The 24,830-nt window shown below is 39.2% G+C and carries 25 protein-coding genes and 2 tRNA genes; 17 read left to right on the top strand and 10 right to left on the bottom strand.

The window, feature by feature from the left end:
* Positions 1-4: 4 nt before the first annotated feature.
* From B3E92_RS06890 to B3E92_RS06855, 8 genes are all read left to right on the top strand, one after another.
* Positions 5-796: a DUF3298 and DUF4163 domain-containing protein gene (locus tag B3E92_RS06890; RefSeq protein ID WP_112374796.1), complete on the top strand. Its 792-nt coding sequence runs from the start codon at positions 5-7 to the stop codon at positions 794-796.
* A 23-nt stretch (positions 797-819) separates the two neighbouring features.
* The gene (locus tag B3E92_RS06885; RefSeq protein WP_112374795.1) at positions 820-2,082 is read left to right on the top strand and encodes an aspartate kinase; all 1,263 of its coding nucleotides are present in this window, start codon (positions 820-822) and stop codon (positions 2,080-2,082) included.
* On the top strand, positions 2,083-3,270 hold the full coding sequence (locus B3E92_RS06880) for a THUMP-like domain-containing protein (RefSeq protein ID WP_286895936.1): 1,188 nt from the start codon (positions 2,083-2,085) through the stop codon (positions 3,268-3,270).
* A gap of 46 nt (positions 3,271-3,316) precedes the next feature.
* The gene (locus B3E92_RS06875) at positions 3,317-4,306 is read left to right on the top strand and encodes an LLM class flavin-dependent oxidoreductase (RefSeq protein ID WP_112374794.1); all 990 of its coding nucleotides are present in this window, start codon (positions 3,317-3,319) and stop codon (positions 4,304-4,306) included.
* Between the two features lie 58 nt (positions 4,307-4,364).
* Positions 4,365-5,177, top strand: a complete 813-nt coding sequence (locus tag B3E92_RS06870; RefSeq protein WP_286895935.1) for a hypothetical protein — start codon at positions 4,365-4,367, stop codon at positions 5,175-5,177.
* An 11-nt stretch (positions 5,178-5,188) separates the two neighbouring features.
* A complete protein-coding gene (locus tag B3E92_RS06865) occupies positions 5,189-5,845 on the top strand; it encodes a DUF1345 domain-containing protein (protein WP_172462394.1) in 657 nt (218 codons plus the stop codon).
* Between the two features lie 43 nt (positions 5,846-5,888).
* Positions 5,889-6,272, top strand: coding sequence for a hypothetical protein (locus B3E92_RS06860; RefSeq protein ID WP_115048675.1), 384 nt, complete (start codon positions 5,889-5,891; stop codon positions 6,270-6,272).
* Between the two features lie 91 nt (positions 6,273-6,363).
* On the top strand, positions 6,364-6,783 hold the full coding sequence (locus tag B3E92_RS06855) for a c-type cytochrome (protein ID WP_112374791.1): 420 nt from the start codon (positions 6,364-6,366) through the stop codon (positions 6,781-6,783).
* Between the two features lie 205 nt (positions 6,784-6,988).
* On the opposite strand, the gene B3E92_RS06850 is transcribed toward B3E92_RS06855, so the two are convergent.
* Positions 6,989-7,068: transfer RNA gene (locus tag B3E92_RS06850), tRNA-Leu, on the bottom strand.
* A 182-nt stretch (positions 7,069-7,250) separates the two neighbouring features.
* Between B3E92_RS06850 and B3E92_RS06845 the strand changes: the two genes are divergently transcribed.
* Complete coding sequence (locus B3E92_RS06845; protein ID WP_286895934.1) at positions 7,251-8,204, top strand: aldo/keto reductase; 954 nt, start codon at positions 7,251-7,253, stop codon at positions 8,202-8,204.
* Positions 8,205-8,448: 244 nt separating this feature from the next.
* Here B3E92_RS06845 and coaD read toward each other — a convergent pair whose 3' ends face one another.
* The 3 genes from coaD to B3E92_RS06830 are packed head-to-tail and all read right to left on the bottom strand — an operon-like array spanning position 8,449 to position 10,254.
* Positions 8,449-8,925: a pantetheine-phosphate adenylyltransferase gene (gene coaD, locus B3E92_RS06840; RefSeq protein WP_286895933.1), complete on the bottom strand. Its 477-nt coding sequence runs from the start codon at positions 8,923-8,925 to the stop codon at positions 8,449-8,451.
* Position 8,926: 1 nt separating this feature from the next.
* On the bottom strand, positions 8,927-9,466 hold the full coding sequence (gene rsmD, locus B3E92_RS06835; protein ID WP_112374789.1) for a 16S rRNA (guanine(966)-N(2))-methyltransferase RsmD: 540 nt from the start codon (positions 9,464-9,466) through the stop codon (positions 8,927-8,929).
* Positions 9,457-10,254, bottom strand: a complete 798-nt coding sequence (locus tag B3E92_RS06830; protein WP_286895931.1) for a DUF3822 family protein — start codon at positions 10,252-10,254, stop codon at positions 9,457-9,459. Before B3E92_RS06830 ends, rsmD begins: the two co-directional genes overlap by 10 nt.
* An 85-nt stretch (positions 10,255-10,339) precedes the next feature.
* Between B3E92_RS06830 and B3E92_RS06825 the strand changes: the two genes are divergently transcribed.
* The 4 genes from B3E92_RS06825 (at position 10,340) to B3E92_RS06810 (ending at position 14,888) form a co-directional block, all read left to right on the top strand.
* Positions 10,340-11,764, top strand: coding sequence for an ATP-dependent DNA helicase (locus B3E92_RS06825; protein ID WP_286895929.1), 1,425 nt, complete (start codon positions 10,340-10,342; stop codon positions 11,762-11,764).
* A gap of 87 nt (positions 11,765-11,851) precedes the next feature.
* Positions 11,852-12,175: a hypothetical protein gene (locus B3E92_RS06820; protein ID WP_286895927.1), complete on the top strand. Its 324-nt coding sequence runs from the start codon at positions 11,852-11,854 to the stop codon at positions 12,173-12,175.
* A gap of 3 nt (positions 12,176-12,178) precedes the next feature.
* Complete coding sequence (locus tag B3E92_RS06815) at positions 12,179-14,338, top strand: S9 family peptidase (RefSeq protein ID WP_286895926.1); 2,160 nt, start codon at positions 12,179-12,181, stop codon at positions 14,336-14,338.
* Between the two features lie 7 nt (positions 14,339-14,345).
* Positions 14,346-14,888, top strand: coding sequence for a hypothetical protein (locus B3E92_RS06810; protein ID WP_286895925.1), 543 nt, complete (start codon positions 14,346-14,348; stop codon positions 14,886-14,888).
* 20 nt (positions 14,889-14,908) lie between these two features.
* Here the strand turns inward: B3E92_RS06810 and ruvB are convergent, their stop codons facing one another.
* The 5 genes from ruvB to pdxH form a co-directional block, all read right to left on the bottom strand.
* The gene (ruvB, locus tag B3E92_RS06805) at positions 14,909-15,931 is read right to left on the bottom strand and encodes a Holliday junction branch migration DNA helicase RuvB (RefSeq protein WP_046673408.1); all 1,023 of its coding nucleotides are present in this window, start codon (positions 15,929-15,931) and stop codon (positions 14,909-14,911) included.
* A 12-nt stretch (positions 15,932-15,943) separates the two neighbouring features.
* Positions 15,944-16,681, bottom strand: a complete 738-nt coding sequence (locus tag B3E92_RS06800; RefSeq protein ID WP_070564553.1) for a polyprenol monophosphomannose synthase — start codon at positions 16,679-16,681, stop codon at positions 15,944-15,946.
* A 364-nt stretch (positions 16,682-17,045) separates the two neighbouring features.
* Positions 17,046-18,242: an NADH-quinone oxidoreductase subunit D gene (locus B3E92_RS06795; protein WP_376752073.1), complete on the bottom strand. Its 1,197-nt coding sequence runs from the start codon at positions 18,240-18,242 to the stop codon at positions 17,046-17,048.
* 5 nt (positions 18,243-18,247) lie between these two features.
* Positions 18,248-18,736, bottom strand: coding sequence for an NADH-quinone oxidoreductase subunit C (locus B3E92_RS06790; protein ID WP_201639208.1), 489 nt, complete (start codon positions 18,734-18,736; stop codon positions 18,248-18,250).
* Between the two features lie 2 nt (positions 18,737-18,738).
* Positions 18,739-19,392: a pyridoxamine 5'-phosphate oxidase gene (pdxH, locus tag B3E92_RS06785; protein WP_112374839.1), complete on the bottom strand. Its 654-nt coding sequence runs from the start codon at positions 19,390-19,392 to the stop codon at positions 18,739-18,741.
* Positions 19,393-19,544: 152 nt separating this feature from the next.
* Between pdxH and B3E92_RS06780 the strand changes: the two genes are divergently transcribed.
* The 3 genes from B3E92_RS06780 (at position 19,545) to B3E92_RS06770 (ending at position 22,487) form a co-directional block, all read left to right on the top strand.
* Positions 19,545-20,108 carry a YqgE/AlgH family protein gene (locus B3E92_RS06780; protein WP_201639210.1) on the top strand — a complete coding sequence of 188 codons (564 nt, stop codon included), beginning with the start codon at positions 19,545-19,547 and terminating at the stop codon, positions 20,106-20,108.
* Positions 20,109-20,276: 168 nt separating this feature from the next.
* Positions 20,277-22,166, top strand: coding sequence for a molecular chaperone HtpG (gene htpG, locus B3E92_RS06775; RefSeq protein ID WP_286751864.1), 1,890 nt, complete (start codon positions 20,277-20,279; stop codon positions 22,164-22,166).
* 247 nt (positions 22,167-22,413) lie between these two features.
* Positions 22,414-22,487: transfer RNA gene (locus tag B3E92_RS06770), tRNA-His, on the top strand.
* A 120-nt stretch (positions 22,488-22,607) separates the two neighbouring features.
* Here B3E92_RS06770 and B3E92_RS06765 read toward each other — a convergent pair.
* On the bottom strand, positions 22,608-23,765 hold the full coding sequence (locus B3E92_RS06765; protein ID WP_286751863.1) for a glycoside hydrolase family 130 protein: 1,158 nt from the start codon (positions 23,763-23,765) through the stop codon (positions 22,608-22,610).
* A 302-nt stretch (positions 23,766-24,067) separates the two neighbouring features.
* Here B3E92_RS06765 and B3E92_RS06760 point away from each other — a divergent pair, with 302 nt between their 5' ends.
* Positions 24,068-24,820, top strand: coding sequence for a DeoR/GlpR family DNA-binding transcription regulator (locus tag B3E92_RS06760; RefSeq protein ID WP_083295861.1), 753 nt, complete (start codon positions 24,068-24,070; stop codon positions 24,818-24,820).
* Positions 24,821-24,830: the final 10 nt, after the last annotated feature.

Here is a 24,830-nt window from a genome sequence, read left to right as displayed (position 1 = left end):
TTCAATGCGATTTTACTTTTTTTTAATAGTATTATTTATTAGCTGCGTTCTGTCCGCTTGCAGTGACCACAAAAAGGCCGCTATAGCGAAACAGCCCACAGACACACTTTCCTATAGTCAAAAAATCATCGATGAGCATAGCAATTATTTTCTAAAAGAAGATGATCGCTTGGACACAACTTATTTTCGCGCAAAATACCCGATTTTCCAAGAAAATAAAATCAATACCCTCATATCAAGTATCGTTCATCTTGAAGGCGACACAAGCATGGCAGATGCAGCACATCGCTTTATAAATTCATACAACGAATATGTGGAAGACAATAATGGCAAATCTACATCAACCTGGAGTCGGGATCTACAGATTGATGTAATCGTCAATACACCTGTTTTCTTGGGTATAAGAACCAAACAAGAGGAATATACTGGTGGAGCGCATGGGGACCATTTCACGCTGTACTCCAATTTTGATCGTCAATCTAACAGTGCAATTACAATCAATGATGTCATTCAGGAAGAGAACAAAAATAAATTCGTTCAAATCGCCGAGCAATACTTCCGTAAGCAAGAAGGATTAAGTGCTGATGATTCCCTAAATGGAAAGTACTTTTTTGAAGATGGTAAATTTTCTTTGGCCGATAACTTCACTTTTGAAAAAAACGACATCCTGTTTTACTACAACGTATACGAAATCAAATCTTATGCTGAAGGAAATACTGAATTACGTATTCCCTATACAACATTTAAACATCTGATTTCAGAAAAAGGATTACACTATATTAATAGTATCAACTAGCAATCAAGTAAACTAATAAATAAATGCAGGTTTTTAAATTTGGGGGTGCATCAGTAAAAGATGCTGAAAGTGTCAGAAATTCGGCGCGGATTATTTCTAAATACAAAGGCGACGCCTTGTTAGTCGTCATATCCGCCATGGGAAAGACAACAAACCTTCTAGAGAAATTGACCAAAGAATATTTTAACAACACGGGGAACCAATTTCAGACACTTGAAGAGGCGAAAGCATTTCACTTTCAAATCCTTCAAGAATTATTCCCTGAAGCTGAACATCCTATATTTGATGAGATTTCCAACTGCTTTGTGGAGATCGAGTGGATTTTAGAGGAAGAACCTCAAGATTCATATGATTATCTTTTCGATCAAATTGTTTCGATGGGTGAATTTATCTCCACCAAGATTGTTGCAGCCTACGTTGCATTCATTGGTGAAAAGGTAAAATGGCTAGATGCACGAGATTATATATTTACGGACAACACCTATCGCGAAGCTGTCGTAGACTGGAACAAAACGGAAGAAAAAATCCGTGCCGAACTGCCAGCCATCCTAGACGAGTATATTGTAATTACGCAGGGATTTTTAGGTTCTACCTCTGAAAATTTCACAACCACTTTAGGCCGTGAAGGTTCCGATTACTCTGCGGCAATTTTTGCTTCTTGTCTAAATGCCGAAAATGTAACTATATGGAAAGACGTTCCAGGTGTACTTAATGCGGATCCGAAGTGGTTTGAGAAAACCGAGTTGATTCCTGAGCTATCTTATACCGATGCTATCGAGCTTACCTATTATGGGGCTACGGTTATTCACCCGAAAACAATCAAGCCGCTTCAGAATAAAAAGATCGCATTAAATGTGCGATCCTTTGTGGACCCTGACTCACCTGGAACAATGATAAAGAGTACAAACCAAACTTTACCTGTGCCTTCCTTCATCTTTAAGGTGAACCAGATTTTTATTTCCATCTCCCCGAGGGATTTCTCATTTATCGTTGAAGACAATCTGAGAGACATCTTCAACCTATTTCATGAACATCGTATTAAAATTAATATGATGCATAATACGGCGATCAACTTTACGGTTTCCGTCGATGATACTGGAAAAAATCTAGTCGACTTAATTAACGAACTGGAGCAAAAATTCAAAGTCAGGTATGAATCTGGGCTAGAACTCATTACAATCCGTTATTATAATCAAGAAACCATTGATCGCGTTTTGGTTGATAAAGAAGTTATTAGCGAACTAAAGGATACCTATACTTGCCAACTTCTCGTTAAGAAAATATAAATGAACACATTAATCCTTCAAGAGGAGGCTCAACAGTTTTTAGAACGAAACAAACTGGAGTCTCCGACTAAAATCGCTTTAAAAAAATCTCCTTTTGAAGGAATATCATCTTCCGAGCTCGCGGCACAACTCGATGGTAGACAACGGGCGAGCGGCAAAATTCCACTATGGGCCGAAACAGCAGGGATTTACTTCCCCACCAAACTCAATCTCGAACAATGTTCTTCCGAGAAAACCGGATTATTTAAAAGTTCACTCATCGAAAAAAACAGCCATTTAATTGATGCTACCAGTGGCTTCGGTGTTGATAGCTTTTACTTCTCTAAACGGGCAAAGCAAGTAACATCTTGCGAACTCAATCCCGAACTCGCTGCAATCACCCAACATAATGCAAAGATATTGAAAGCAGAAAATCTTCAGATCATTGCGGCAAATGGAGTTGAATATATACTAAACGATCCAAAGAGAAGATTTGATTATATCTATTTGGATCCTTCAAGAAGAGTTCAAAACAAAAAAGTGTTTCTACTTGATGAATGTGAACCTAATTTGGTTGCCTTGCAAGATGAATTTTTCAAACATGCCAACAAAATAATAAGTAAGCTAGCTCCACTATTGGATATTTCTGCAGCAATACACATGCTGCAACATGTTAAGGACGTTTATGTCGTCTCTTTGCAAAATGACTGCAAAGAACTTATCTTCGTGCAGGAGAAAGGATACGAAGCTGAACCTTGCATCCACGCGGTCAGGTTATATCAAGAACAACAGCAGATTATATCTTTCACTTACGAAAATGAACGTGCAATTTCAAATGACTACAGTAGGCCGCTATCCTATTTATACGAACCGGATGTAGCTCTCTCCAAAGCCGGAGCATTTAAGACTATTGCCGAAGTATTCAACGTAAAAAAACTCCATAAAAATACCCATCTCTACACCTCCGATCAAAAGATCGAAAATTTTCCCGGTAAAACATTCATCATCAAAGAGGTGGAATCATTTACAGATTTTAAGAAAAATAAAAGAGCATTGAATTCCGATATCATCGCCAAAAATTTTCCCTTGAAGACCGAAGATATCAAAAAGAAATTTAAAATCAAAGACGCTGGTGACTCGTTCACATTTTTCACGACAACCGTGAATGATCAATTTAGTGTCATACATACACAACGTATTTTAGAATAGACATTTTCATTACAATTGTCGAATAACTTCTCCGTAATTTTAATGCATGGATAAAATAGCGTTATCAGCATTGGACTTGGCTCCGATCAAAAAAGGAGAGAATACAGCAAGCGCATTGGCTCGCACCGTAAAAATAGCCCAACATGTAGAAAAATTAGATTTTGAAAGGATATGGGTTGCCGAACATCATAATATGGAATATATTGCCAGTTCAGCAACCTCACTCCTCATACAACATATCGCATCAAACACCAGTTTTATACGCGTGGGTTCTGGTGGAATCATGTTACCAAATCACGCTCCTTTAGTCATTGCAGAGCAATTTGGAACATTAGAAACCTTGTTTCCCGGGCGTATTGACCTCGGTTTGGGACGTGCACCGGGCACTGATCAATTGACCGCAATGGCTTTGCGCAGAAACAACTTGAATACAGCCTTTCAGTTTCCACAAGAGGTAAAAGACTTACAGCGCTACTTCAGTGGAGACAACTACGACGCAAAAGTACGTGCGTTTCCAGGAGAAGGATTGGACATCCCACTCTATATCCTCGGGTCAAGTACCGATAGTGCCTATTTAGCTGCTAGCTTAGGTCTTCCATATGCTTTTGCAACGCATTTTGCTCCGGCACAGTTTGCCTCAGCAAGCATGATCTATCATCAAAATTTTGTTCCTTCTAATACCTTAGAAAAACCATATTTCATCTCTTGTGTCAATGTTATCGCTGCCGATAGTACGGAAGAAGCCAATTTCTTAGCAACAAGCTTCTATAATCTATTCGCTGGTATTGTGACAAATACCAGAAGACCACTTTCAGAACCTACTCAAGAGGTAATCTACAAAGGCATTCCCGCGATAGAGCAAGCTGTACAAAGTATGGCTTCCTGTGCATTTATTGGCGATGGCCCTAAAATCCTTCCGGAAATAGAAAAATTCGTAAACGATCACAAAGTGGACGAGATCATGGCGACTTCCTATATCTTTGATGATGAAAAGTGTCTCCATTCATTATCATTGTTGAAAGAAATTCTTACGTAAGAATCCAAACTACTTTATATACGGTGAATTTTATATATTTAAGCAAAATTCACCGCATATGAATGTTTTTTTTTCCTTCAGCCTGATATTGGGTTTGCTCTCCCTGCAGGCATGTTCAAACCAGACAGCAAAACAACAGCAAGATCGACCTGATAAAAAAATAGTATCAGACAGTTTAGCGGTATCGACTGTGGATGACACAACATCTTCTATTTACCAAAAAGCAGACCCTGCTAAAGGTCAGATTTTCCTTGTTCGTAGTTACCGTATCTGGGAAAAGGAAGATCCAACGGCTGTCTTAAATAAAGAATGGTATGATCTTTACGAAGAAAGTGGACAATATTACTTGGCAAAGGCGGATTATGTGATTAAAGATGGTTTTGACGAGTGTGCTCAGGTACCGTCTAAGAGTGTCGAATCACGCAGAAATTCATTGTTATTCTTGAAGTTAAGCGGACTTAAGCCTGGTCTTATTGAACATGTCAAAATAAATCAGGCCGAAATCTGGCCAAAAGAATCTGTACAGTATACTTTTAAAAACCAAAAAGTTAACCTCAAAGCAGTGGGTGATATTAGATCGACTGAAGTGCAAACCGACGAAAACGGTCACGAGAAAGTATTTCATGAGGTTGCCAATTATAAACTCAACTATAGCCCAACTAACGGAGATAAAGAAAAGATAATTTTTCAGGTAGATCAATATGACCATGTATTTATGAGGACATTATTTGTTGGAGATATTGACCGGGATGGCGCGCTGGATTTTATTTTTTCCAATCCAAGGAATTATGAGGAAGAGGCGCTATTACTGCTGCTTTCCAATCATGGCAATCCATTGATTTTTGATGCAGAAGAACAGTTTGATTGTTAATACAACGTGAAATGGAAAAAATAAACTATTACCTACATCGAATGCAATCCATTCATAGGGCAATGATTTCGGTCTGTATTTTTTTATTGATCTACTTCATCTCTCCCATTAAAACCATTCCCTTGCTCAATTTAATGTTGTGCTGGTTTGGTTTTTGTCTTGCCTACGTTTCTATATCTTGGTATACATTCTACACCACACCTATTTCTACCATTGCGCGCAAAGCACAGCAAGAAGATGGCAGCCGTCTCTTTGTATCCCTTTTTATTATTTTAGTGACCATAGGCTGTTTTATTTCAGTATTAATGATTATCATATCAAGTAAGGATAAACAGCTGAATGATGCCTACATTATCATTATTTGTATGCTGGCCATGTTGGCTTCATGGATATTGGTTCACACCATATACACCTTTCATTATGCGCGATTATACTACGAACATCACGCAAATGGAGCTGGACTGGAGTTTCCAGGAGATGACCATCCAGATTATTTAGATTTTGCTTATTTTTCATTTGTGATGGGCTGTACCTTTCAAGTATCTGATGTGGAAATATCGTCAAAAAAAATAAGAAGAGTAGCATTATTTCATGGCCTCCTCTCCTTTGCTTTAAATACGTTTGTCGTTGCATTGACCATTAACATCATTTCTGGATTGATCAATTGAGATTTTGGCCAAAAAAGCTTATTTTAGCACAAAAATTACACACATGAAGTTGTTTAAGCCTTTAGTCTCGTCCGTTTTATTCGTTATCTTATTTATCTCGTGTAAAAAAAATGAAAATACAGGTGGTGCTGCGGACGCTTCCGGCAGCTTTATCGGTCGTGTTAAATACCAAGGCAATTCCATTGAAGTGGACCGGGATAATCGCCTGATACGGGTGCTTCGTGATGGTACCGATACCTATAAAATTGAGTTTTTCACAGGCATCCCAAATATTACAGGCGTTCGATTTGATAAAACCAATGATAGCACTTGGACTTCTACTGATACAACACTCTTAAAAGACGTGAAGATCGAAGGAAAGTTGCTAAAAATTAATTATCAATCCAATAGCCAATCTTGGGTTGTGGATAATGCAGTACGTAAATAATAATCAATCTAAATTGTCATATTAACTTCATTTTCTGTTTGAAAATTATCTCTTTCTCACTATATTTAGGTAAGCATAAAGGAAAAGAGAAATGAAAGAAATAAATAAATTAGGTGCAATTGCATCTGTGTTTGCTATTGCCATTGCTTTGAGTGCATTTAGCTTCCAACAGGAAAAACCTAAAGAAGAACCAAAACCGACTAATCTCAAAGTTCTTCCCAAAAATATCTCCCACGATGAATTGATTTCCACTATGAAGGAATTTAATGTCGCATTGGGTGTAAAATGTGGTTTCTGTCATGCACCGTCGAAGGAAGATCCCAAAAAAATGGATTTTGCGAGTGATGATAACCACAAAAAAGAGATTGGACGAGCGATGATTAAGATGACCCAAAAGATAAACAAAAAGTATTTTAATCGAAGCTGGGATAGCTCGCCTGCCAAAGCTATTTCCTGTAAAACCTGTCATGGCGGAAAAGAAGAACCAGAAATGGTCTTAGCAAAAAACTAATCAAACCACATATTCATGTAACACCATAATACGCTGTATTGTGGTGTTTTTTATTTCTATTACATTTTAATGGAAAAAAGTTTTAGAACCAGAAGAATAAGACCATTCATTTTGGAAATGAATAAGGAACCGCGCGAAACTACGCTAAGCTAAGTATAAAAAATAGTCAGTAAATAAAAAAAGCTTCTCGATTGAGAAGCTTTAGTACCCGGAGCCGGAGTCGAACCGGCACGGTTTCCCACTGGTGTTTGAGACCAGCGCGTCTACCAATTCCGCCATCCGGGCATATCCGTTTGGGATGATGCAAAAGTAAGTAAAGTTTTTATTATTCCAAATCACTATACTGATCATTTTTAAAACTCATTGAAAATGAATGAGAAAATTTTAAAAAAACTTTTCATTGCCCTATAGAACGATTGAAAACGACCTTTTTTACGTATTTTTAATCAGAAAACAATCAAATGATCATGGAAAAAGTAAAACTCGGAAACAGTGAAATTGAATTCAAACCTCTTGTTTTCGGTGGAAATGTATTTGGCTGGACCGTCGATGAGAAACAGTCTTTCGCTCTGTTAGATGCTTTTATCGATATGGGATTCAGTCTTATTGATACATCCAACAACTATTCACATTGGGTGCCGGGACACAGTGGGTCAGAATCAGAAACAATCATTGGCAAATTGATCAGCAAAAGAGATATTCGCGATAAAATTCAGATTGCAACAAAAGTCGGCGGACGTCGAATAGACAATAGTAAACCTAATCTTAAAAAAGAGTATATTATTAAATCTGTGGAAGATTCACTCCTGCGATTGAATGTAGACACAATCGATCTTTATCAATCTCATCACGATGATCTGACAACTGGAATCGATGAAACACTGGAGGCTTATCATCACCTGATACAGAAGGGGAAAATAAAATGGATCGGTGCTTCCAACCTAAGTCCAGAACGGATTTCAGAATCCCTTCGTATAGCCGAAGACCACAATTTACCGTATTATATCGCTATTCAGCCCGAATATAACCTTTACGACCGGATGAAATACGAAGAGCAGTATGAACAATTGGCCCTCGATAATCATCTTGGCGTCATCAGCTATTATTCACTTGCCAGTGGTTTCCTGTCGGGTAAATACCGCTCTATTGATGACATCAAAGGTGCCAAGCGTTATGACGCATTAAAAGACAAGTTTAACACCCGCGGTCTGCGCATTTTAGATGTGTTGGCTGAGATAGCACATACACAACAAGCTAGCATGTCAGCTATAGCATTAGCGTGGAGTTTACACAGGCCTTCAGTTACAGCGCCAATAGTGAGTGCAACTAGTATCCAGCAGCTCGAAGAACTTAGCAGAGCTGTAGAAATCAAGCTGACACCGGAAGAGTATTACCTCTTAAACCAAGCAAGCGATTACTAGACCAAAAGCACAAAAAAACAATCTAGTATATTGAAAATAAGAACATTAAAAATACACTAATCAAGTTACCAAATAATATTTGGCCATACCGTATAGAAGAAAGTGAGCTGTTCTAAAATAAAGAAAACAGATGATTTAGATAACAAATATAAACCTCTGTTTTTCAGCTATAAAAAATGGCCAACAAAATAATATCCTGTTGGCCATTTTTTGTTAAATATCTCTTTTATCAACCCGAGGCAACTTATCTTATTTTTTCCTTCAGGCAGGATAAAATGGAAACAGGCACCATCGCACTGATATCTCCTCCATTAAACCACACGTCTCTAACAATGGATGAAGAAATATGTGCCTTTCCAGATCTACTCATCAAAAAATAGCTTTCAACATCATTATTGAGCAACAAATTATTTTGAGCAACAGCATTTTCAAATTCAAAATCATTGGTATTTCGGAGCCCACGCAATATAAAACGTGCTTTAACTTGCTTACAGAAATCTACTGTAAGACCTTTATATTTATGCACCTCAACCCTACTCACATCGTTAAAAACACGGCTAATTGAATCTACCCGTTCGTCGTGATCTAACATTCCTTTTTTATTGGCGTTATAGCCCACTGCAATAATAATTTTATCAAATAGCGGCATTGCTCTCTCAACAAGATCTTGATGAGCTAATGTAAAGGGGTCAAAAGAGCCCGGAAAAACAGCAATTTTCATATTAGATAGTCTTAGCGTAAAAAGAAAATGATGAATACCCGTATTTTCTAGTTTCTATAAAATTTGGATGATCTTCCATTTGTCTTGTTGACGGATGCTCAACAACAAGGAGCCCATGTTCATGCAGCAATTCCTGTTCAAAAATTAATTTTGGCAATTGTGGCAATTTAGGAATATCATAAGGTGGGTCTGCAAAAATAAAATCATAGGTATTCTTACAGCTGGCAATAAACTTAAATACATCGGCTTTCCTTGCTTTAATTTGCTCCAGTTTCATCTTCCCGGCTGTTTCATTGATATATTGCACACATTTGAAATGAAGATCTATTGCATCTACTGACTCCACATCTCGCGATGCGAGCTCAAAACTAATATTTCCTGTTCCTGCAAAAAGATCCAGACACTTTAAACTATCAAAATCCAGTCGGTTCTGTAAAATATTAAACAGCGCTTCCTTAGCGATATCCGTGGTTGGCCTCACAGGTAAATTGGTTGGTGGGTTCAGCCTTAAACCACCTAAACGACCTCCGATTATTCGCATAGTATAGAATCAAACAATACATTATATGGGGCCAAATTTGACTCGATCTCGCTATCCGCCAATACGACTTTTGTCTTCAAATCCAATATTTCGATATCACCCGCATAAGTAGAGATACGTTTATAATAGGATTCATTTGGAATTTCTCCTGAAAGGAGCACTTTATTGATGGAGTCCCCTAGATTGAATTGTGTTAAAATATTAAGGACATAGTAGCTGATATCATCAAGATTATGAATTTCAAAACTATTATAAAGCTGAAAAACCCCGTTTTTAAACAGATAAAAATCAACTGTATTTTCAGCTACAAAATGAAGCCCCAGCACACTTCCTCTAATAGATACACGCTCCTGGGCACGATCAAGCACAACCGCAAATTCGGGAAGTATAACAGCATCAGGAAACAACCGCTTCCATCTATTTAATAAAAGCCCATCAAACTGGTATACAGCAACTAAATTAAGACTATCTAAAGAATAGCTAAATGTATTTTCAAGATCAGTTGTACCTAAAAACTGTAGGTAATCGCTGATATTTTCGCTCAGAAAAAATTCTTTTGGAATAAACGTAAAAGTTTGATGTGGTATCACAACGCGGACAAATCGAAACGGAAGGCTCATAATCCGCGTGGCATCCAAAATTGGCTCCTCAGACGGATACTCGATCAAAATCGGTGCGATCGACTTTTTATCAACCACCGCCAAGACATCCTTCTGAAAGCCAGCCTTGACCAAAAGATTGTACTCCGGTAAATAATGAATATTAAATTGTTTTGAAATATAATTCATTCGCTGAATTGTAAAAATTAAAACTTCTTAGAGCAAAAATAGCTTTTTCTAGAGGATAAGACAAACCTTTTAAATAACTTTGAGGGTGTTCATCAAAAATCTGTTAATACAGCAATTCCCATGGCAAGCCACCGAACAGCAGTTGGAGGCTTTCGAATTATTGCAAGAATTTCTTCTCGCTTTTGACAAGCAATCCTGCTTTGTACTTAAAGGATACGCTGGTACGGGAAAAACAACATTAATTTCGGCGCTGGTTAAAGTGCTACCTGCATTACGGAAAAAGGCTGTTCTGCTGGCACCAACAGGCAGGGCGGCAAAAGTGATCACCTATTATTCTGGTCGCAAAGCACTGACAATACACAAAAAAATATACCGAAAAAAATCTGCTGTATCATTTCAGCTGGATTTCACCTTGGCGGAGAACCTGCACGAAGACACTTTATTTATCATCGATGAAACTTCAATGATATCCAACGCACCTGTGAATGCATTTTCGGCAAGCCTGTTGGACGACTTGATCCGTTATGTACAATCGGGGAAGAACTGTACCCTATTATTTGTTGGAGATACGGCTCAATTACCTCCTGTAGGACTCCTAGATAGTCCTGCTTTAAACCCAAGCTATCTCGAAAGTGAATTTCATCTTTGCGTTTATCCTTTTGAGCTAACCACGGTTGTCCGCCAATCCAAAGACTCCGGTATATTGTACAATGCAACCAAAATACGCGAAGAGATAACCTCGGCAGAAGAAGATCAAGACGACTTCCCTTTTCCAAAATTCATAACAAAAGGATTTAAAGATCTTTACAGAATGACAGGTGAACGGTTAATCGAAGGTATAAACTATGCATATGACAAATATGGACTCGAAAATACCATGATTATCTGCCGTTCAAATCGATCTGCAAATTTATACAACCAAAATATAAGGAACCGAATTTTGTTCCGGGACGAGGAACTGACGGGCGGAGATTATATTATGGTTGTAAAAAACAACTACTTCTGGTTACAGGAAAACAACATGGGCGATGGATTTATTGCAAATGGCGATATGGCCAAAGTACGAAAAGTAAGTAACATCCACGATCAGCATGGATTTCGATTTGCAGATGTCACACTTGAATTTGTAGACATTGACGAAATAGAACCCATCACCTGCCGCGTTATCTTAGATAGCCTCTATACAGACGGCCCCAATCTGCCCTATGAAAGCCAAAAAGCTCTCTACGAAGAGATTGCCTTGGATTATGCCGATATCATGGATAAGAAGGACAGGCTCGAAGCAATCAAAAAAGACCCTTATTATAATGCGCTTCAGATTAAATTTGCATTTGCAATTACCTGCCATAAAGCACAAGGCGGTCAATGGCCAATCGTGTTTGTTGACCAGGGCTATATAAACGATGATATGTTGGATCTTGAATTTTTAAGATGGTTATACACTGGGGTTACCCGAGCAACAAAGGAACTTTTTCTGGTCAATTTCAATGAAAACTTCTATCCATCATAGGATTATTACACGAATCATTCGCAAAAGAACCTAATAATAGATATTTTTACGTTCAGAACCATTATTATACAATTATCTATATTATTAATGCATAAGTACTACTTAATCCTAGCGGCGAGCTTATTGCCCTATGTTAGCACTGCACAACAGGCGAAGGAAGCCCCTATAAAGTCAAATTATCAGCTGGCTGCAAAATTCTCCCCTGAAAAATTAAAGAAAATGATTTTTTCGACCAGCATCAAACCAAATTGGATCAATTTTTCCGATCGCTTTTGGTATGATTACGCAAGTCCACAGGGAAGAAACTGGTACATTGTAAACCCTGCGCTGAAAAAGAAAGAACTTCTTTTCAATAACGACAACCTCGCCGCACAAATTACTAAAATCGTTAAAAATCCTGTAGATGCATAACATTTGGAATTACAGGGCCTTCGATTTACCAAAGATGAGAAAAAATTGAGGTTTCAGATTCAGAGCACCAAAGATACGGTGAAATCCAAAGATGAAATACAAAAGCTCAAGAATAAGTCCGATACCACCAAAAAGAAACTATTTTATCTGGAATATGACTTAGCAGCACAGTCTGTGGTAGAAATCAGCGACTCGACAAAGGTAAAACCGCCATTGGGTTGGGCGACATTCTCGCCTGACACCAATACAGTCTATTTTGCGAAAGATTACAACTTGTATTGGATGGACAAATCCAACTATCTTAAAGCGGTAAAGGATGAAAAAGACAGCACCATTGTTGAGCACCAGATAACAAAAGACGGGGTGCAATATTATGCTTGGGGCGGTGATGAATATAGCACAACTACGGGTGAGGAAAAAGATAAAGACAACGATACTAAACGCAAGCGGGTATGGATCAGCTGGTCTCCGGATGGACGTTATTTTACCTTGACCAGAAAGGACAACCGTTCTCTAAAGCCCTTATGGGTAATCAATAATGTTGGCTCATCCCGGCCGACACTTGAAACTTATAAATACCAAATGCCAGGCGAAGTCGATTCGACAGAAACTGAACTATATATCTTCGACGCGGCAGCAAAAACTCCACGCCGCATCAATATAGCTGCGTTTAAAAATCAGACCGTCTCTACCTGGACAAAAACCCCGGATAAAAATTCTTATAAAGAGGATTATTTTACCAACTATTGGCTGGGCAATAACGAAGAGTTTTACATTTCACGCTCTAGCCGCGACCTGAAACGAATTGATCTCCTAAAGGTCAATATAAATGGTACGGTAAACAATATTATCCAGGAGCGTTCCAATGTATATCTGGATATTCAAAAACCATTCCTGATCGAAAACAAGAAGCAATTAGTTCATTGGTCGGAAAGAGATGGCTGGGGCCACTACTACCTCTACGACACAAATGGAAAATTGATTAATCAAATTACAAAAGGAGCTTTTCATACGGAGGAAATTACCGGCTTTGACCCTGCTTCCGGAACATTATACTTTACAGCATCGGGACGTGAGAAAAACGAAGACCCCTATTATCTACATCAGTACAGTGTAAATACAAATGGTTCCGGAATTAAATTATTGAATCCAGGAAACTTTGACCACCAAGTGGAAGTGAGCGAATCTTCCCGATATTTTGTCAATAATTCCTCCAGAGTAAACACGACTCCTGAATCCGTCTTATACAATAGCAATGGACAGAAAATAATGACACTGGAAAAAGCTGACCTATCCTTGCTATTTGCTGCAGGTTACAAATTTCCAGAACCTTTTAAAGTGAAAGCTGGGGATGGCACCACGGATCTCTATGGGGTCATGTACAAACCATTTGACTTTGACAGTACCAGAACTTATCCAATTGTGGAATATGTATACCCTGGGCCTCAAACCGAAGCTGTCAATAAATCCTTTGGAAGAAGCATGGACAGAATCGACAGGCTAGCGCAGTTTGGCTTTATCGTCATCACAGTTGGTAACCGTGGTGGACATCCTTCACGTTCGCAATGGTATCATACCTATGGATATGGCAATCTGCGCGATTATGGTTTGGAAGATAAAAAAGTAGCGGCGGAACAGCTCGCAGATCGTTATAAATACATCGACATTAACCGCGTTGGTATAACTGGTCACTCCGGCGGTGGTTTTATGTCTACAGCGGCGATGCTTGTTTACCCTGACTTCTTTAAAGTTGCGGTGTCTGGCGCCGGAAACCATGAAAATCAGATTTACAACCGCTGGTGGAGTGAGCGTCATCATGGAGTGACAGAAAAAGTATCCGCTAAAGGCGATACAACATTCTCCTACCAAATCAATAAAAATACAGAGCTCGCAAAAAACCTAAAAGGCAGACTACTTATCGCTACCGGAGATATTGACAACAATGTGCACCCGGCAAATTCAATTCGCATGGTAGACGCATTGATCAAGGCTAACAAAAGATTTGATTTCCTGCTATTACCTGGACAAAGACATGGCTTTGGCGATATGACGGAGTATTTCTTCTGGAAAATGGGCGATTACTTTAGCCAATATCTGTTGGGTGATTCCAAGATGAACGAAGTTGACATGACTGAAATAAATCGAGAAAAGCCACAAAAATAACGGTTACATGACCTACAATGAAAAATTAGCATTTTTATCCGTTACCTTGAGATCTTTCGAGGTAACGGATTTTTCTTTGGAGATGCTCCAAGGAATAACCCTGGCTGATCTGCTGAACATCTCCTTAGAGAAGGATAAAAAGGTTGCCTTTCGCGCCGCATGGGTATTTGAAACCATCGTTTTAAAGAATACAGCGTTGCTAAAATCTGTTCTCCCGCAATTCTTGAACAATTTAAAAAAACAAAAAAACTGGAGTTGTCTTAGAAGCTATACTAAAATTCTATTATTTTTAACGTCTAAAAAAAATAAAGAATATACACTTCAAAATGAGATAGAAGAAGAAATTATCGAGCATTCCTTCCAATGGATGATCGAACCTGCATGTCCTGTCGCTGTATTGGTCAACTGCCTGGACATCTTAAATAACCTACGAAAAAAGTACCCTTGGATACATGAGGAGTTACAGGCTCAGATAAACTATTTTCAACGAACAAAACCTAGTCCAGCCCTAATGAGCCGGACCAATAAAATTATTCAGCAGAAAAGTTAAAGTATCGTTTCTATTCGCGATTAAAACAATGTATTTCCTTTCGAGTGATTGACACGGCCCAAATGCTTATAAGCAGCCTCGGTACATTCGCGCCCCCGCGAGGTCCGCATAATGTATCCTTCTTGAATCAGAAAGGGTTCGTAGACTTCCTCAATCGTACCTTCATCCTCCCCAACTGCTGTGGCTACAGTTTTTAAACCGACAGGTCCACCTTTAAATTTGTCTATAATAGTCGTTAAGATTTTGTTGTCCATCTCGTCTAAACCATTTTCATCCACATTAAGCGCGTGCAAAGCATATTTCGCTATTTCTTTATCGATGCTTCCGTTACCCTTTATCTGTGCAAAATCCCGTGTACGGCGCAGTAAAGCATTGGCTATCCGGGGTGTACCTCTGCTCCTTCGTGCAATCTCATAGGCACCTTCATCAGAAATCGGTGTGTTTAAGATATGTGCCGAACGCAACACGATAGTTGTCAGGAGTTTCGCATCATAATATTGTAGGCGCGAATTAATTCCAAAGCGTGCACGCAAAGGGGCTGTCAAAAGTCCTGAGCGCGTTGTTGCCCCGATTAGGGTAAACGGATTAAGGGAGATCTGCACGGACCGTGCATTCGGTCCTGTTTCCAGCATAATGTCGATTTTAAAATCTTCCATTGCCGAATAGAGATATTCTTCTACTAAAGGGCTTAAACGGTGGATCTCATCGATAAACAAGACATCCCCTTCTTCGAGATTTGTCAATAATCCTGCAAGATCACCCGGTTTATCCAATACAGGTCCCGAAGTAATTTTAATGCCAACACCCATCTCATTAGCAATGATATGGGATAAGGTCGTCTTTCCTAAGCCTGGGGGGCCATGTAGCAAAACGTGATCCAGCGCCTCGCCTCTCAGCCTGGCTGCCTTCACAAAAATATTGAGGTTCTCTAATATTTTAGCCTGACCTGTAAAATCTTCAAAAGCCTGAGGCCGCAATGCCCGTTCAATATCACGATCTGTGTTGCTCAGACGCTCTGGATTTGGATCTAAATTCTCGTTCATTGTAGCGATCTTTTAATTTCTCTTGTACCGCTTTCCGATACTTCCTAATTTCAATTGGATAACTCCAAAAAAAGCTTCCTTAAAGATACTTGTGCTCATCTTTGATGTGCCTTCGGTCCGATCTGTGAATATAATGGGTACTTCGACTACATCAAAGCCATATTTTATGGCGGTGAATTTCATTTCAATCTGGAAAGCATACCCTACAAACTTAATCTTTTCGAGTGGGATTGTCCTCAGGACTTCCCTCGTGAAACAAACAAATCCTGCGGTAGCATCCTGGATATTTATTCCCGTTATAAAACGAACATATACTGAAGCAAAATAGGACATCAACACACGGCTCATCGGCCAATTGACAACATTCACGCCCTTGATATAACGCGAACCTATGCTCATGTCTGCACCATCCGCACAAGCCTGCCGTAAACGAAGTAAATCCTCTGGATTGTGGCTGAAATCTGCATCCATTTCGAAAATATAGCGGTAATGTTCGCGGGATAGCGCCCATTTAAATCCATGGATATACGCTGTTCCTAAACCCAGCTTCCCGATTCGCTCTTCGATAAACAAACGGCCAGAAAATTCATTAACCTGTAAATTCTTGATGATTGTAGCCGTCCCATCGGGCGAACCATCGTCTACAATTAGAATATCAAATGCGTGTGATAAGGAAAAAACTTTGCGAATGATTTTTTCAATATTTTCCTTTTCATTATATGTTGGAATGATAACTAAACTATCCGTCACTTTTTTATATTTAAGACCAGTAAAGGTAATCATTTACGTTAAATTCTAGTACAGGAATTCGATGAAATCTACAGGATAATCAACAATACTCGCGAGAAAAAGCAGTAAACCCTTCAAGCTCAAACCAACACACCAGTATCATAAATACACAGCATCAATAGATTGCACACTATAAAAAAGAGAAGCCCGTTACTTTGGGAGTAACGAGCTTTCATTAACCAATTATAAACTTAAATTATGAGACTGCAAATATGATGAAAATTGCTTTCAATTACAAATTTAATTGCGTTTTTATGCAACATTTTCAATACAATCTCTATTTTATTTTGCTAAATCGTTTATAAAACATGCACACTACCGCAGTCTAACGATCAACCTCCCCCAAAACGATATCAATCGATCCTAGGATCGCAATTAAATCAGCAATCAGCACCCCTTTTCCAAGTTCTGAAATCACGGAAAGGTTATTAAAGCTTGGGCCCCTTGACTTGACCCGCAACGGGATATCTGATTTATCTTTTGTGACAAAATAAAACCCTAATTCTCCTTTCGGATTTTCAGCACGAACATAGTAGTCCTGAGCTTTCAGATTCACTTTCTTCGGGACCAAAGCGCGCGGATCAAATTCGGCCGTACGTTTAAAGTCTTTCTGTAGTCGTTCAAGGCATTGCTCGATAATGCGAACCGATTCCTTGACCTCGTCCACCCTAACTTTATAACGATCCCAGCAATCACCGATTACCCCCATTTCACCTTTTCCCACAGGTATCTCGAAATCAATTTCTGGGTAGATAGAATAACCATCTATGCGTCTCAAATCCCATTTTATTCCCGAAGCACGCAGCATAGGTCCCGATACACCATAATTTATAGCAACATCAGCAGGAAGTACACCTATTTTAGCCGTACGGGAAATAAATATTTGGTTCTGTGTCAATATCTCATCCAGTTCGACCAATTTAGGTTTGAAATACGTGATAAATTCTGTACAGCGCTCTTCAAAGCCAACGGGCAAATCATAAAATAACCCGCCTACCCAGATATAGTTGTACAGCATCCTGGAACCTGAGGCCCATTCCAACATATTCATGATATGTTCACGATCCCGAAAACACCACAAAAATGGCGTTGTGGCACCGATATCAATACCATATGTACCAATAGCAATCAGGTGGGATGCTATTCGGTTGAGTTCACAGACCAAAACCCGAATGTACTCTATTCTTTTAGGTATTTTGCTGTCAAGGCCAAGCATACGTTCAACTCCCATAACGAAAGCATGGCTATTGTTCATCGAAGCCAAATAGTCCAAGCGATCAGTAAAAGGAATTGTTTTTGCATAATTCAACGATTCAGCATGCTTATCGAAACAACGATGCAGATAACCCAAATGTGGAACAACCTCTTTCACGATCTCTCCGTCTGTAATCAGTTGTAACCGAAGCACACCATGTGTCGAAGGGTGCTGAGGTCCCATATTCAACACCATTTCCTGACTTGAGATCTCTGTAAGGTGTTTTTCATAGCGCAGTAATGCCTCTTTATATTTTGGATTCGCCATTTCTATCAATTAATATGAATGCCATGATATTTCTCCGCTTCCTCATAATCCTTCCGTAAAGGATAGCCCTCCCAATCGTCAGGCAGCAAAATCCTTCTAAGGTCCGGATGTCCCTCAAAATAAATCCCCATCAGGTCAAATGCTTCGCGCTCATGCCAGTCTGCCGTGCGCCACACCGAAGTAAGCGAAGGAATCTCCGGTAGTTCATCCAGCGAACGATGACCAGACAACTCAACTTTTAAGACCAAACTGTGTTGATACGGCAAGGAATTTAAATGGTAGACAATGGTAAAATGCGTTTGATAATCCACTGCAGTAAGGTTGCTTAAAAAATCAAAATATAAGCTTTCTGTATCCCGGAGGAATAAACAAACGGCTACAATATCTGCTTTATCTATAAATAGTGCAGGCTGCAGCCCATTGCGATCTTCTTTAAGAATAAGTTGAGTTCCAAATTTGGAAACAAGCATCGATTTAATTTCGTCAAATGTCATATTTATGGAGCTATACGCGTAATCTTCCAGGAATCCGACACCTTTTTATAGACTATGCGATCATGTAGCCGGCTTGCACGCCCCTGCCAAAACTCAAAATAAATCGGTTTCAACAGATAGCCACCCCAATGTGACGGTCTCGGTACAGAATCGCTTCCATTGTATTGGTTTTCGAGTGCTTCCACCCTGTTTTCCAAAAAACTACGGTTGGGGATTTCATGGCTCTGCGGGGATGCTAGTGCACCGATACGGCTTGCTTTTGGGCGCGATTGGAAATATTCATCGGAATCGGCCTCACTTACAAAATCAATAACACCTTCAATTCGGACCTGCCTTTGTAATTCAGGCCAAAAAAACAACATGGCAACATGCGGATTCACTTTCATGTCTTCCCCTTTACGGCTTTCATAATTTGTAAAAAAGACCAGTCCTTCAGCTACAATGTCCTTCAATAAAACAACTCGCGAGGAAGGTAATTGATCGGATGACACCGTTGAAAGCACCATGGCATTAGGCTCGATTACCTCGCTGTGAATAGCCTCATCAAACCATTTTTTAAACTGGTGGACTGGATTACGATCCACATCCGATTCAGATAGGCTACCTAATACGTAATCCTGTCTGATTGCTGCAATATCTTTATGTTGAATGGACATAGAAACCTGTTTTATATCCCACAAACTTACTAAAATCATTGCTTTTTCTCTATAAAGTTAGTAGAAATTGACAAAATCTCAATTTTGGCACAAATCTCGCATAGATTAAATAAAAAAGATTAAATTCAATAAATAATTAAAATTCGCGCTATATGTTTACCGAACTAAACCCACAAAAAGGAAGTCTATTGATTTCCGAGCCATTTATGCTAGACCCTAGATTCCTCAGATCCGTGATATTGTTATGTGAATACAATACAGAGGGTTCCCTCGGATTTGTCCTAAATAATCAAACCAATGTTCGCATAGGCCAATTATTGGAATCTATACCGAATTGCAATTTCCCCATCTACGTCGGTGGTCCTGTGGCTCAGGAAAGTCTTTTTTTTGTACATAGCCGTTTTGATTTACTGCTAAGTGGCGAGGAAGTGGCTCCTGGAATCTATTTTGGAGGCGATGAAGAAAAGCTTATTGAAGCCATACAAACCGATAGCATAAAACCTGACGAATTAAAATTCTTTATCGGATATTCTGGATGGTCTGCCGGTCAGTTGGACGGCGAAATCAAAGAAAATAGCTGGGCTGTACAAAACAAATACCACCATCAGCTCATTTTTGAAGGTAATGGCGAATTGCTATGGAAGGATGCCATCATTGGATTAGGTCCCAAATATGCACATGTCGCCAACTTCCCACAGAGCCCAGGTCTAAATTAGCGAAAGGGACTTACGCTATATGACAGTTTGCTTTACGAGTCCGTAAATCACCGAATGAGCCTATGACAAAATAGGCGGTTTTCTGCCATCATGTCCTGTAGGGACGATTTGGAACACTGATTGTATGTTTAAAACAAATCATAAAATTAAAATAGCGACATACAAATTATGAATCCAGAAAAAGGTAGTATTTCAATTCACACGGAGAATATATTTCCCGTAATCAAAAAGTTCTTATACTCTGATAATGAAATTTTCTTGCGTGAACTGGTATCTAATGCCGTTGATGCTTCTCAAAAAATCAAACGTCTGGCTTCTTTGGGTCAATACCAAGGGGAAACAGGAGAATTGATTGTAGACGTAAAATTTGATGAAGCGGCCAAGACCATCACTATTTCCGATAATGGTATTGGTATGACAGCCGATGAAATAAAAAAATACATCAACCAGATCGCTTTCTCAGGAGCAACAGAGTTCATGGAAAAATTCAAGGAGGCAAATGACGCAAATGAAATCATTGGTCGCTTTGGTTTAGGCTTCTATTCCGCATTTATGGTAGCCGATACCGTAGAAATCCAATCTTTATCCTATCAAGATGGCGCAGAACCGGCTCATTGGACTTGCGATGGTAGTACATCTTACGAAATTTCTACGGGCTCAAGAACCACACGTGGTACCGACGTCATCTTACATATTAATGAAGAATCAACAGAATTTTTAAGCCAGGCACGACTACAGGACATTTTAGATAAGTATGCTAAATTTCTTCCTGTTTCAATCCGTTTTGGCACCAAAACAAATTCTGAACAGGACGGTGAAGACGAAGAAGGAAAACCAAAATACAAATCTGTAGAGGTAGATAATATCATCAATAATACCAATCCAGCCTGGACAAAATCACCGTCTGAATTAAAAGACGAAGATTATCTAGCCTTCTACCGCGAACTCTATCCATATTCAATGGATGAACCTTTGTTTTGGATACACCTCAATGTTGATTACCCATTCAACCTGACAGGTATCCTCTACTTCCCTAAAGTTAAAAATGAACTGGAAATCCAGCGTAATAAAATTAAACTCTATTCTCGACAAGTGTTTATCACCGACGAGGTGAAAGATATTGTTCCTGAATTCTTGATGTTACTTCATGGGGTAATTGATTCACCGGACATTCCGTTAAACGTATCCCGTTCATTTTTACAGGCAGACAGTAACGTAAAAAAAATCAACAGTTATATCACCAAAAAGGTGGCTGACAAATTGAACGAAATATTTAAGACCGACCGTAAGGGATTTGAAGAGAAATGGACGGATATCGGTTTATTTATCAAATACGGTATGCTTAGCGATGAGAAATTTGCTGAAAAAGCAAATGACTTCTGTTTAGTAAAAAACACAGGTAACCAAAGCTTCACCATTAAAGAGTATTACGAAAAGGTCAAAGATATCCAGGTAGATAAAGATGGTAACATTATCTACTTATATACACATGACGCCGCTCAACAAGATGGCTTTATCCAAACGGCATTAAACAAAGGTTATGATGTTTTGATGCTTGATGGGCCATTGGATACACACTTTGCAGCTTATTTAGAGCAAAAGGGCGGCGATAAGGTACAGCTGAAACGTGTAGATGCTGACGTTATCGATAAGTTGATCCAAAAAGATGAAAAGGTTGAATTGGCCCTTTCAGAAGAAGAATCCAAAAAAGCGCTGGAGGTTTTCGAAAAAGCAATTTCGCGCCAAGATATGAAAGTTGAAGTTGACGCGTTAAATGAAAGTGACCTGCCTGTATCGGTAACAATTGATGAATTTATGCGTCGAATGAAAGATATGGCCAAGACAGGTGGTGGCATGAATTTTTATGGTTCATTGCCCGATAATTATAAGGTAACAGTCAATGGGAACCATCCGCTGATCAAAAGAATTTTATCGTCATCAGATGAAGAAGGTTCAAAACTGGCAAAACAAGCTTTTGATTTAGCACTCTTATCCAGAGGTTTATTGTCTGGAGCAGATCTGACATCTTTTGTGAAGAGAAGTGTAGAAATGATTTAAGGGTATTCCTTCTAATAAAGAAGGCGGTCTCTTTAATAGTAACCGCCTTTTTTATTAAAAATTGGACACAAATGACAAATTTGGAGCAGCCAAATGCATAGCACTATCAAAATGCAACCCTTTAGATGTTTTTTATTAAAATTTAATAAACTAATCTTCACCCAGTTGGCTTTAAACGCTGTTTTTTTTCAGTCAAATATTTGGAGGGAATAGGGTTTAATCGTACTTTTGTATCATCAAAATCACGGTAGGTATAGCTCAGTTGGTTAGAGCACTAGATTGTGGTTCTAGGGGTCGTCGGTTCGAGCCCGATTACTTACCCAAAAAGGCAGATCAAATGATCTGCCTTTTTTAATTTGATAAGTTCTCAGCCAACTAAACAAATGCTCCTTGACCAGCTACCCATCATCCGAACAAGCTTCAAAGGCAACTTCTTCCCTTTTACAGTTCAGGCACAGGATCCATAAGTCCTGGATGGCGCGGATCATAAATAGCCACAGCAACTTTAGAGTCCGCACAACCATAATATAAAAACCATTTTTGTTTAAAAAAGACCAATCCTTCGATAAAAACCGTTCCATCTATATATTGTCCACTTTTTTCGAAAGATTCCATGGGGCGTAAAAACGGAACATCCATTCGAGCCAATACGCTTGTCGGATCTCGTGGACTAAACAAAACCTGTCCAGCGGAATAGGTATTTTTATTAAAACGCACATCCCCTTTCTCAGCATGATTCTTACCATTGTATAGCAATACAATTCCTTTATCAGTCAAAACTGCTGGAGGACCGCACTCTGTCAATGAACTATCAAAGTAACCATCCCTTGGCGAAATGAAGGCTTTCAGTGTACCTCTATTATCTGTTACGGGTTCCCAGTCAATCAAATTATCGGATGTGGCGCCATAGACACCATGTTCTCCCCAGTACAACCAATATTTCCCATTGATTTTAGCTATAACCTGTTTGTTACCTTTCAATGTAGTCACAATAGAAGCCGATTTATGCGGTTCATTGACTAGAGTGCGCCTATTTCTCGAGTTCTTAAAAATAGGACCGTATTTAGTCCAGTGTTTCAGATCAGTGGATATTGCTACACCAAGCCGCGGTACCTTTCGGTTCCATTGGGTATAAAATAGCACAAAACGCCCATCCTCAGTCTGTGCTATCCGAGGATCTTCTGTCCCGCCAGGCCACTCGTTATCTTGCTGCTCATCAGGCCCCGGATAGAATATCGGCGTTTTCAGTCGTTCAAAATGAATACCGTCAGCACTAGCTGCTAACCCCAATCGGGAGGTCCGGTGGCCAATAGCTTTTCCTGTCCGATCTTCTGCACGATAAATGACATAGATACTATCTCCCCTTACTACTGCAGCAGGATTAAAAGTGTCGTTGTCCTCCCATCGAATTTCTTTCTTCAGCATTGGATCATAAAATACGGAACTCGTATCGGGCTCAATAATTGGATTGACACCTTTGGGCCTTTCAAAGCCTCCTAATACCCATTGTTCTTTTTTAAGCTTTCCAGCAGGCTGCACGCTGCAGCCGCATAAAAAGACGAACAGAATAGAGCCTGCAATTTTTACGATAATATTCATATTTTAATTGATTTCTATGGTTTTACATGTAGTAGCAAACAACAGCCTGTAAAAGTGAAAATTATAAATTGGTTACCACTGAAGAGCGATCGAAACTATTATTGATCATTCACAAATATAATGCTAATAGAAAAAAGTACCGCAAAAACAAGTTCAACAAAATTGAATTGGGACCAAAACTAAAAAACACAAATAAACAATTCAACGATAAATAACTCGAAATATTGCAATATATCGCAATACTACAACGATTATAATGACAAATATTACAACATATAGCACAAAAACACTACATTTATAGCATGATATCCAAAGAAGAACGTCACGATTTTATATTAGTTAAAATCAAAAAGGAAAGGAAATTAGTAATGACAGAGTTAGCGGCCGAACTTGGTGTCTCTGAGCATACCGTCCGACGTGATCTTAAAGAACTATCTGACGCTGGCTTGCTCCGCGCTATTCGAGGGGGAGCCACTTTACGGTCAAACTTACCATTCGATATATACGACCGAAATAACCTTGATGTTATGGAGAAACAAGCCATAGCAGAAAAATCGATCACACTATTGAAAGATCATCAAGTCGTCTTTTTTGACGGTGGCACAACAACACAGGCAATTGCTGGCAACATTCCAGATAGCCTAAACCTTACTGTGGTCACACATAGTCTCCCGATAGCCAATATACTTGCAAACCTCCCAAACATCAGCTTGATTTTCGCGGGTGGCGCTTTCTGCAAATCATCTCTTACGATGCAGGGACAGCAAACTATTTCTACCTTTGAAGAAATATATGCGGATGTCAGCTTCATAGGTGTATGTAGCCTGGACCCCTATCGTGGACTTACGGCAAGAACTCGCGAAGAAACAGCTATCAAAAGAGTACTATGTAAAAATTCAATGAACATTGTTGCTGCCACAACGAGCAATAAGCTCGATACCCTGGCATCTTTTCTAACATGCCGCGCATCTGATATCAGTTATTTAATTACAGAAAAGGATCCTTCTGATCGCATTTTGCAGCCTTATGTCGAACAAGGTATTACAATTTTATAAGTTTACCATT

The sequence above is a fragment of the Sphingobacterium sp. UBA6317 genome, assembly GCF_002440385.1.
Lineage (GTDB): Bacteria > Bacteroidota > Bacteroidia > Sphingobacteriales > Sphingobacteriaceae > Sphingobacterium > Sphingobacterium multivorum.
Note: the sequence above shows the minus strand (reverse complement) of the source record. Positions and strands in the feature narration are given on the sequence as shown.

Bases quoted from the DNA above. Each gene is read 5' to 3' on its own strand.
- B3E92_RS06890 (WP_112374796.1), top strand. From the start codon at position 5: ATGCGATTTTACTTTTTTTTAATAGTATTATTTATTAGCTGCGTTCTG.
- B3E92_RS06885 (WP_112374795.1), top strand. From the start codon at position 820: ATGCAGGTTTTTAAATTTGGGGGTGCATCAGTAAAAGATGCTGAAAGT.
- B3E92_RS06880 (WP_286895936.1), top strand. From the start codon at position 2,083: ATGAACACATTAATCCTTCAAGAGGAGGCTCAACAGTTTTTAGAACGA.
- B3E92_RS06875 (WP_112374794.1), top strand. From the start codon at position 3,317: ATGGATAAAATAGCGTTATCAGCATTGGACTTGGCTCCGATCAAAAAA.
- B3E92_RS06870 (WP_286895935.1), top strand. From the start codon at position 4,365: ATGAATGTTTTTTTTTCCTTCAGCCTGATATTGGGTTTGCTCTCCCTG.
- B3E92_RS06865 (WP_172462394.1), top strand. From the start codon at position 5,189: ATGGAAAAAATAAACTATTACCTACATCGAATGCAATCCATTCATAGG.
- B3E92_RS06860 (WP_115048675.1), top strand. From the start codon at position 5,889: ATGAAGTTGTTTAAGCCTTTAGTCTCGTCCGTTTTATTCGTTATCTTA.
- B3E92_RS06855 (WP_112374791.1), top strand. From the start codon at position 6,364: ATGAAAGAAATAAATAAATTAGGTGCAATTGCATCTGTGTTTGCTATT.
- B3E92_RS06845 (WP_286895934.1), top strand. From the start codon at position 7,251: ATGGAAAAAGTAAAACTCGGAAACAGTGAAATTGAATTCAAACCTCTT.
- coaD (WP_286895933.1), bottom strand. From the start codon at position 8,925: ATGAAAATTGCTGTTTTTCCGGGCTCTTTTGACCCCTTTACATTAGCT.
- rsmD (WP_112374789.1), bottom strand. From the start codon at position 9,466: ATGCGAATAATCGGAGGTCGTTTAGGTGGTTTAAGGCTGAACCCACCA.
- B3E92_RS06830 (WP_286895931.1), bottom strand. From the start codon at position 10,254: ATGAATTATATTTCAAAACAATTTAATATTCATTATTTACCGGAGTAC.
- B3E92_RS06820 (WP_286895927.1), top strand. From the start codon at position 11,852: ATGCATAAGTACTACTTAATCCTAGCGGCGAGCTTATTGCCCTATGTT.
- B3E92_RS06810 (WP_286895925.1), top strand. From the start codon at position 14,346: ATGACCTACAATGAAAAATTAGCATTTTTATCCGTTACCTTGAGATCT.
- ruvB (WP_046673408.1), bottom strand. From the start codon at position 15,931: ATGAACGAGAATTTAGATCCAAATCCAGAGCGTCTGAGCAACACAGAT.
- B3E92_RS06795 (WP_376752073.1), bottom strand. From the start codon at position 18,242: ATGGCGAATCCAAAATATAAAGAGGCATTACTGCGCTATGAAAAACAC.
- B3E92_RS06790 (WP_201639208.1), bottom strand. From the start codon at position 18,736: ATGACATTTGACGAAATTAAATCGATGCTTGTTTCCAAATTTGGAACT.
- pdxH (WP_112374839.1), bottom strand. From the start codon at position 19,392: ATGTCCATTCAACATAAAGATATTGCAGCAATCAGACAGGATTACGTA.
- B3E92_RS06780 (WP_201639210.1), top strand. From the start codon at position 19,545: ATGTTTACCGAACTAAACCCACAAAAAGGAAGTCTATTGATTTCCGAG.
- htpG (WP_286751864.1), top strand. From the start codon at position 20,277: ATGAATCCAGAAAAAGGTAGTATTTCAATTCACACGGAGAATATATTT.
- B3E92_RS06765 (WP_286751863.1), bottom strand. From the start codon at position 23,765: ATGAATATTATCGTAAAAATTGCAGGCTCTATTCTGTTCGTCTTTTTA.
- B3E92_RS06760 (WP_083295861.1), top strand. From the start codon at position 24,068: ATGATATCCAAAGAAGAACGTCACGATTTTATATTAGTTAAAATCAAA.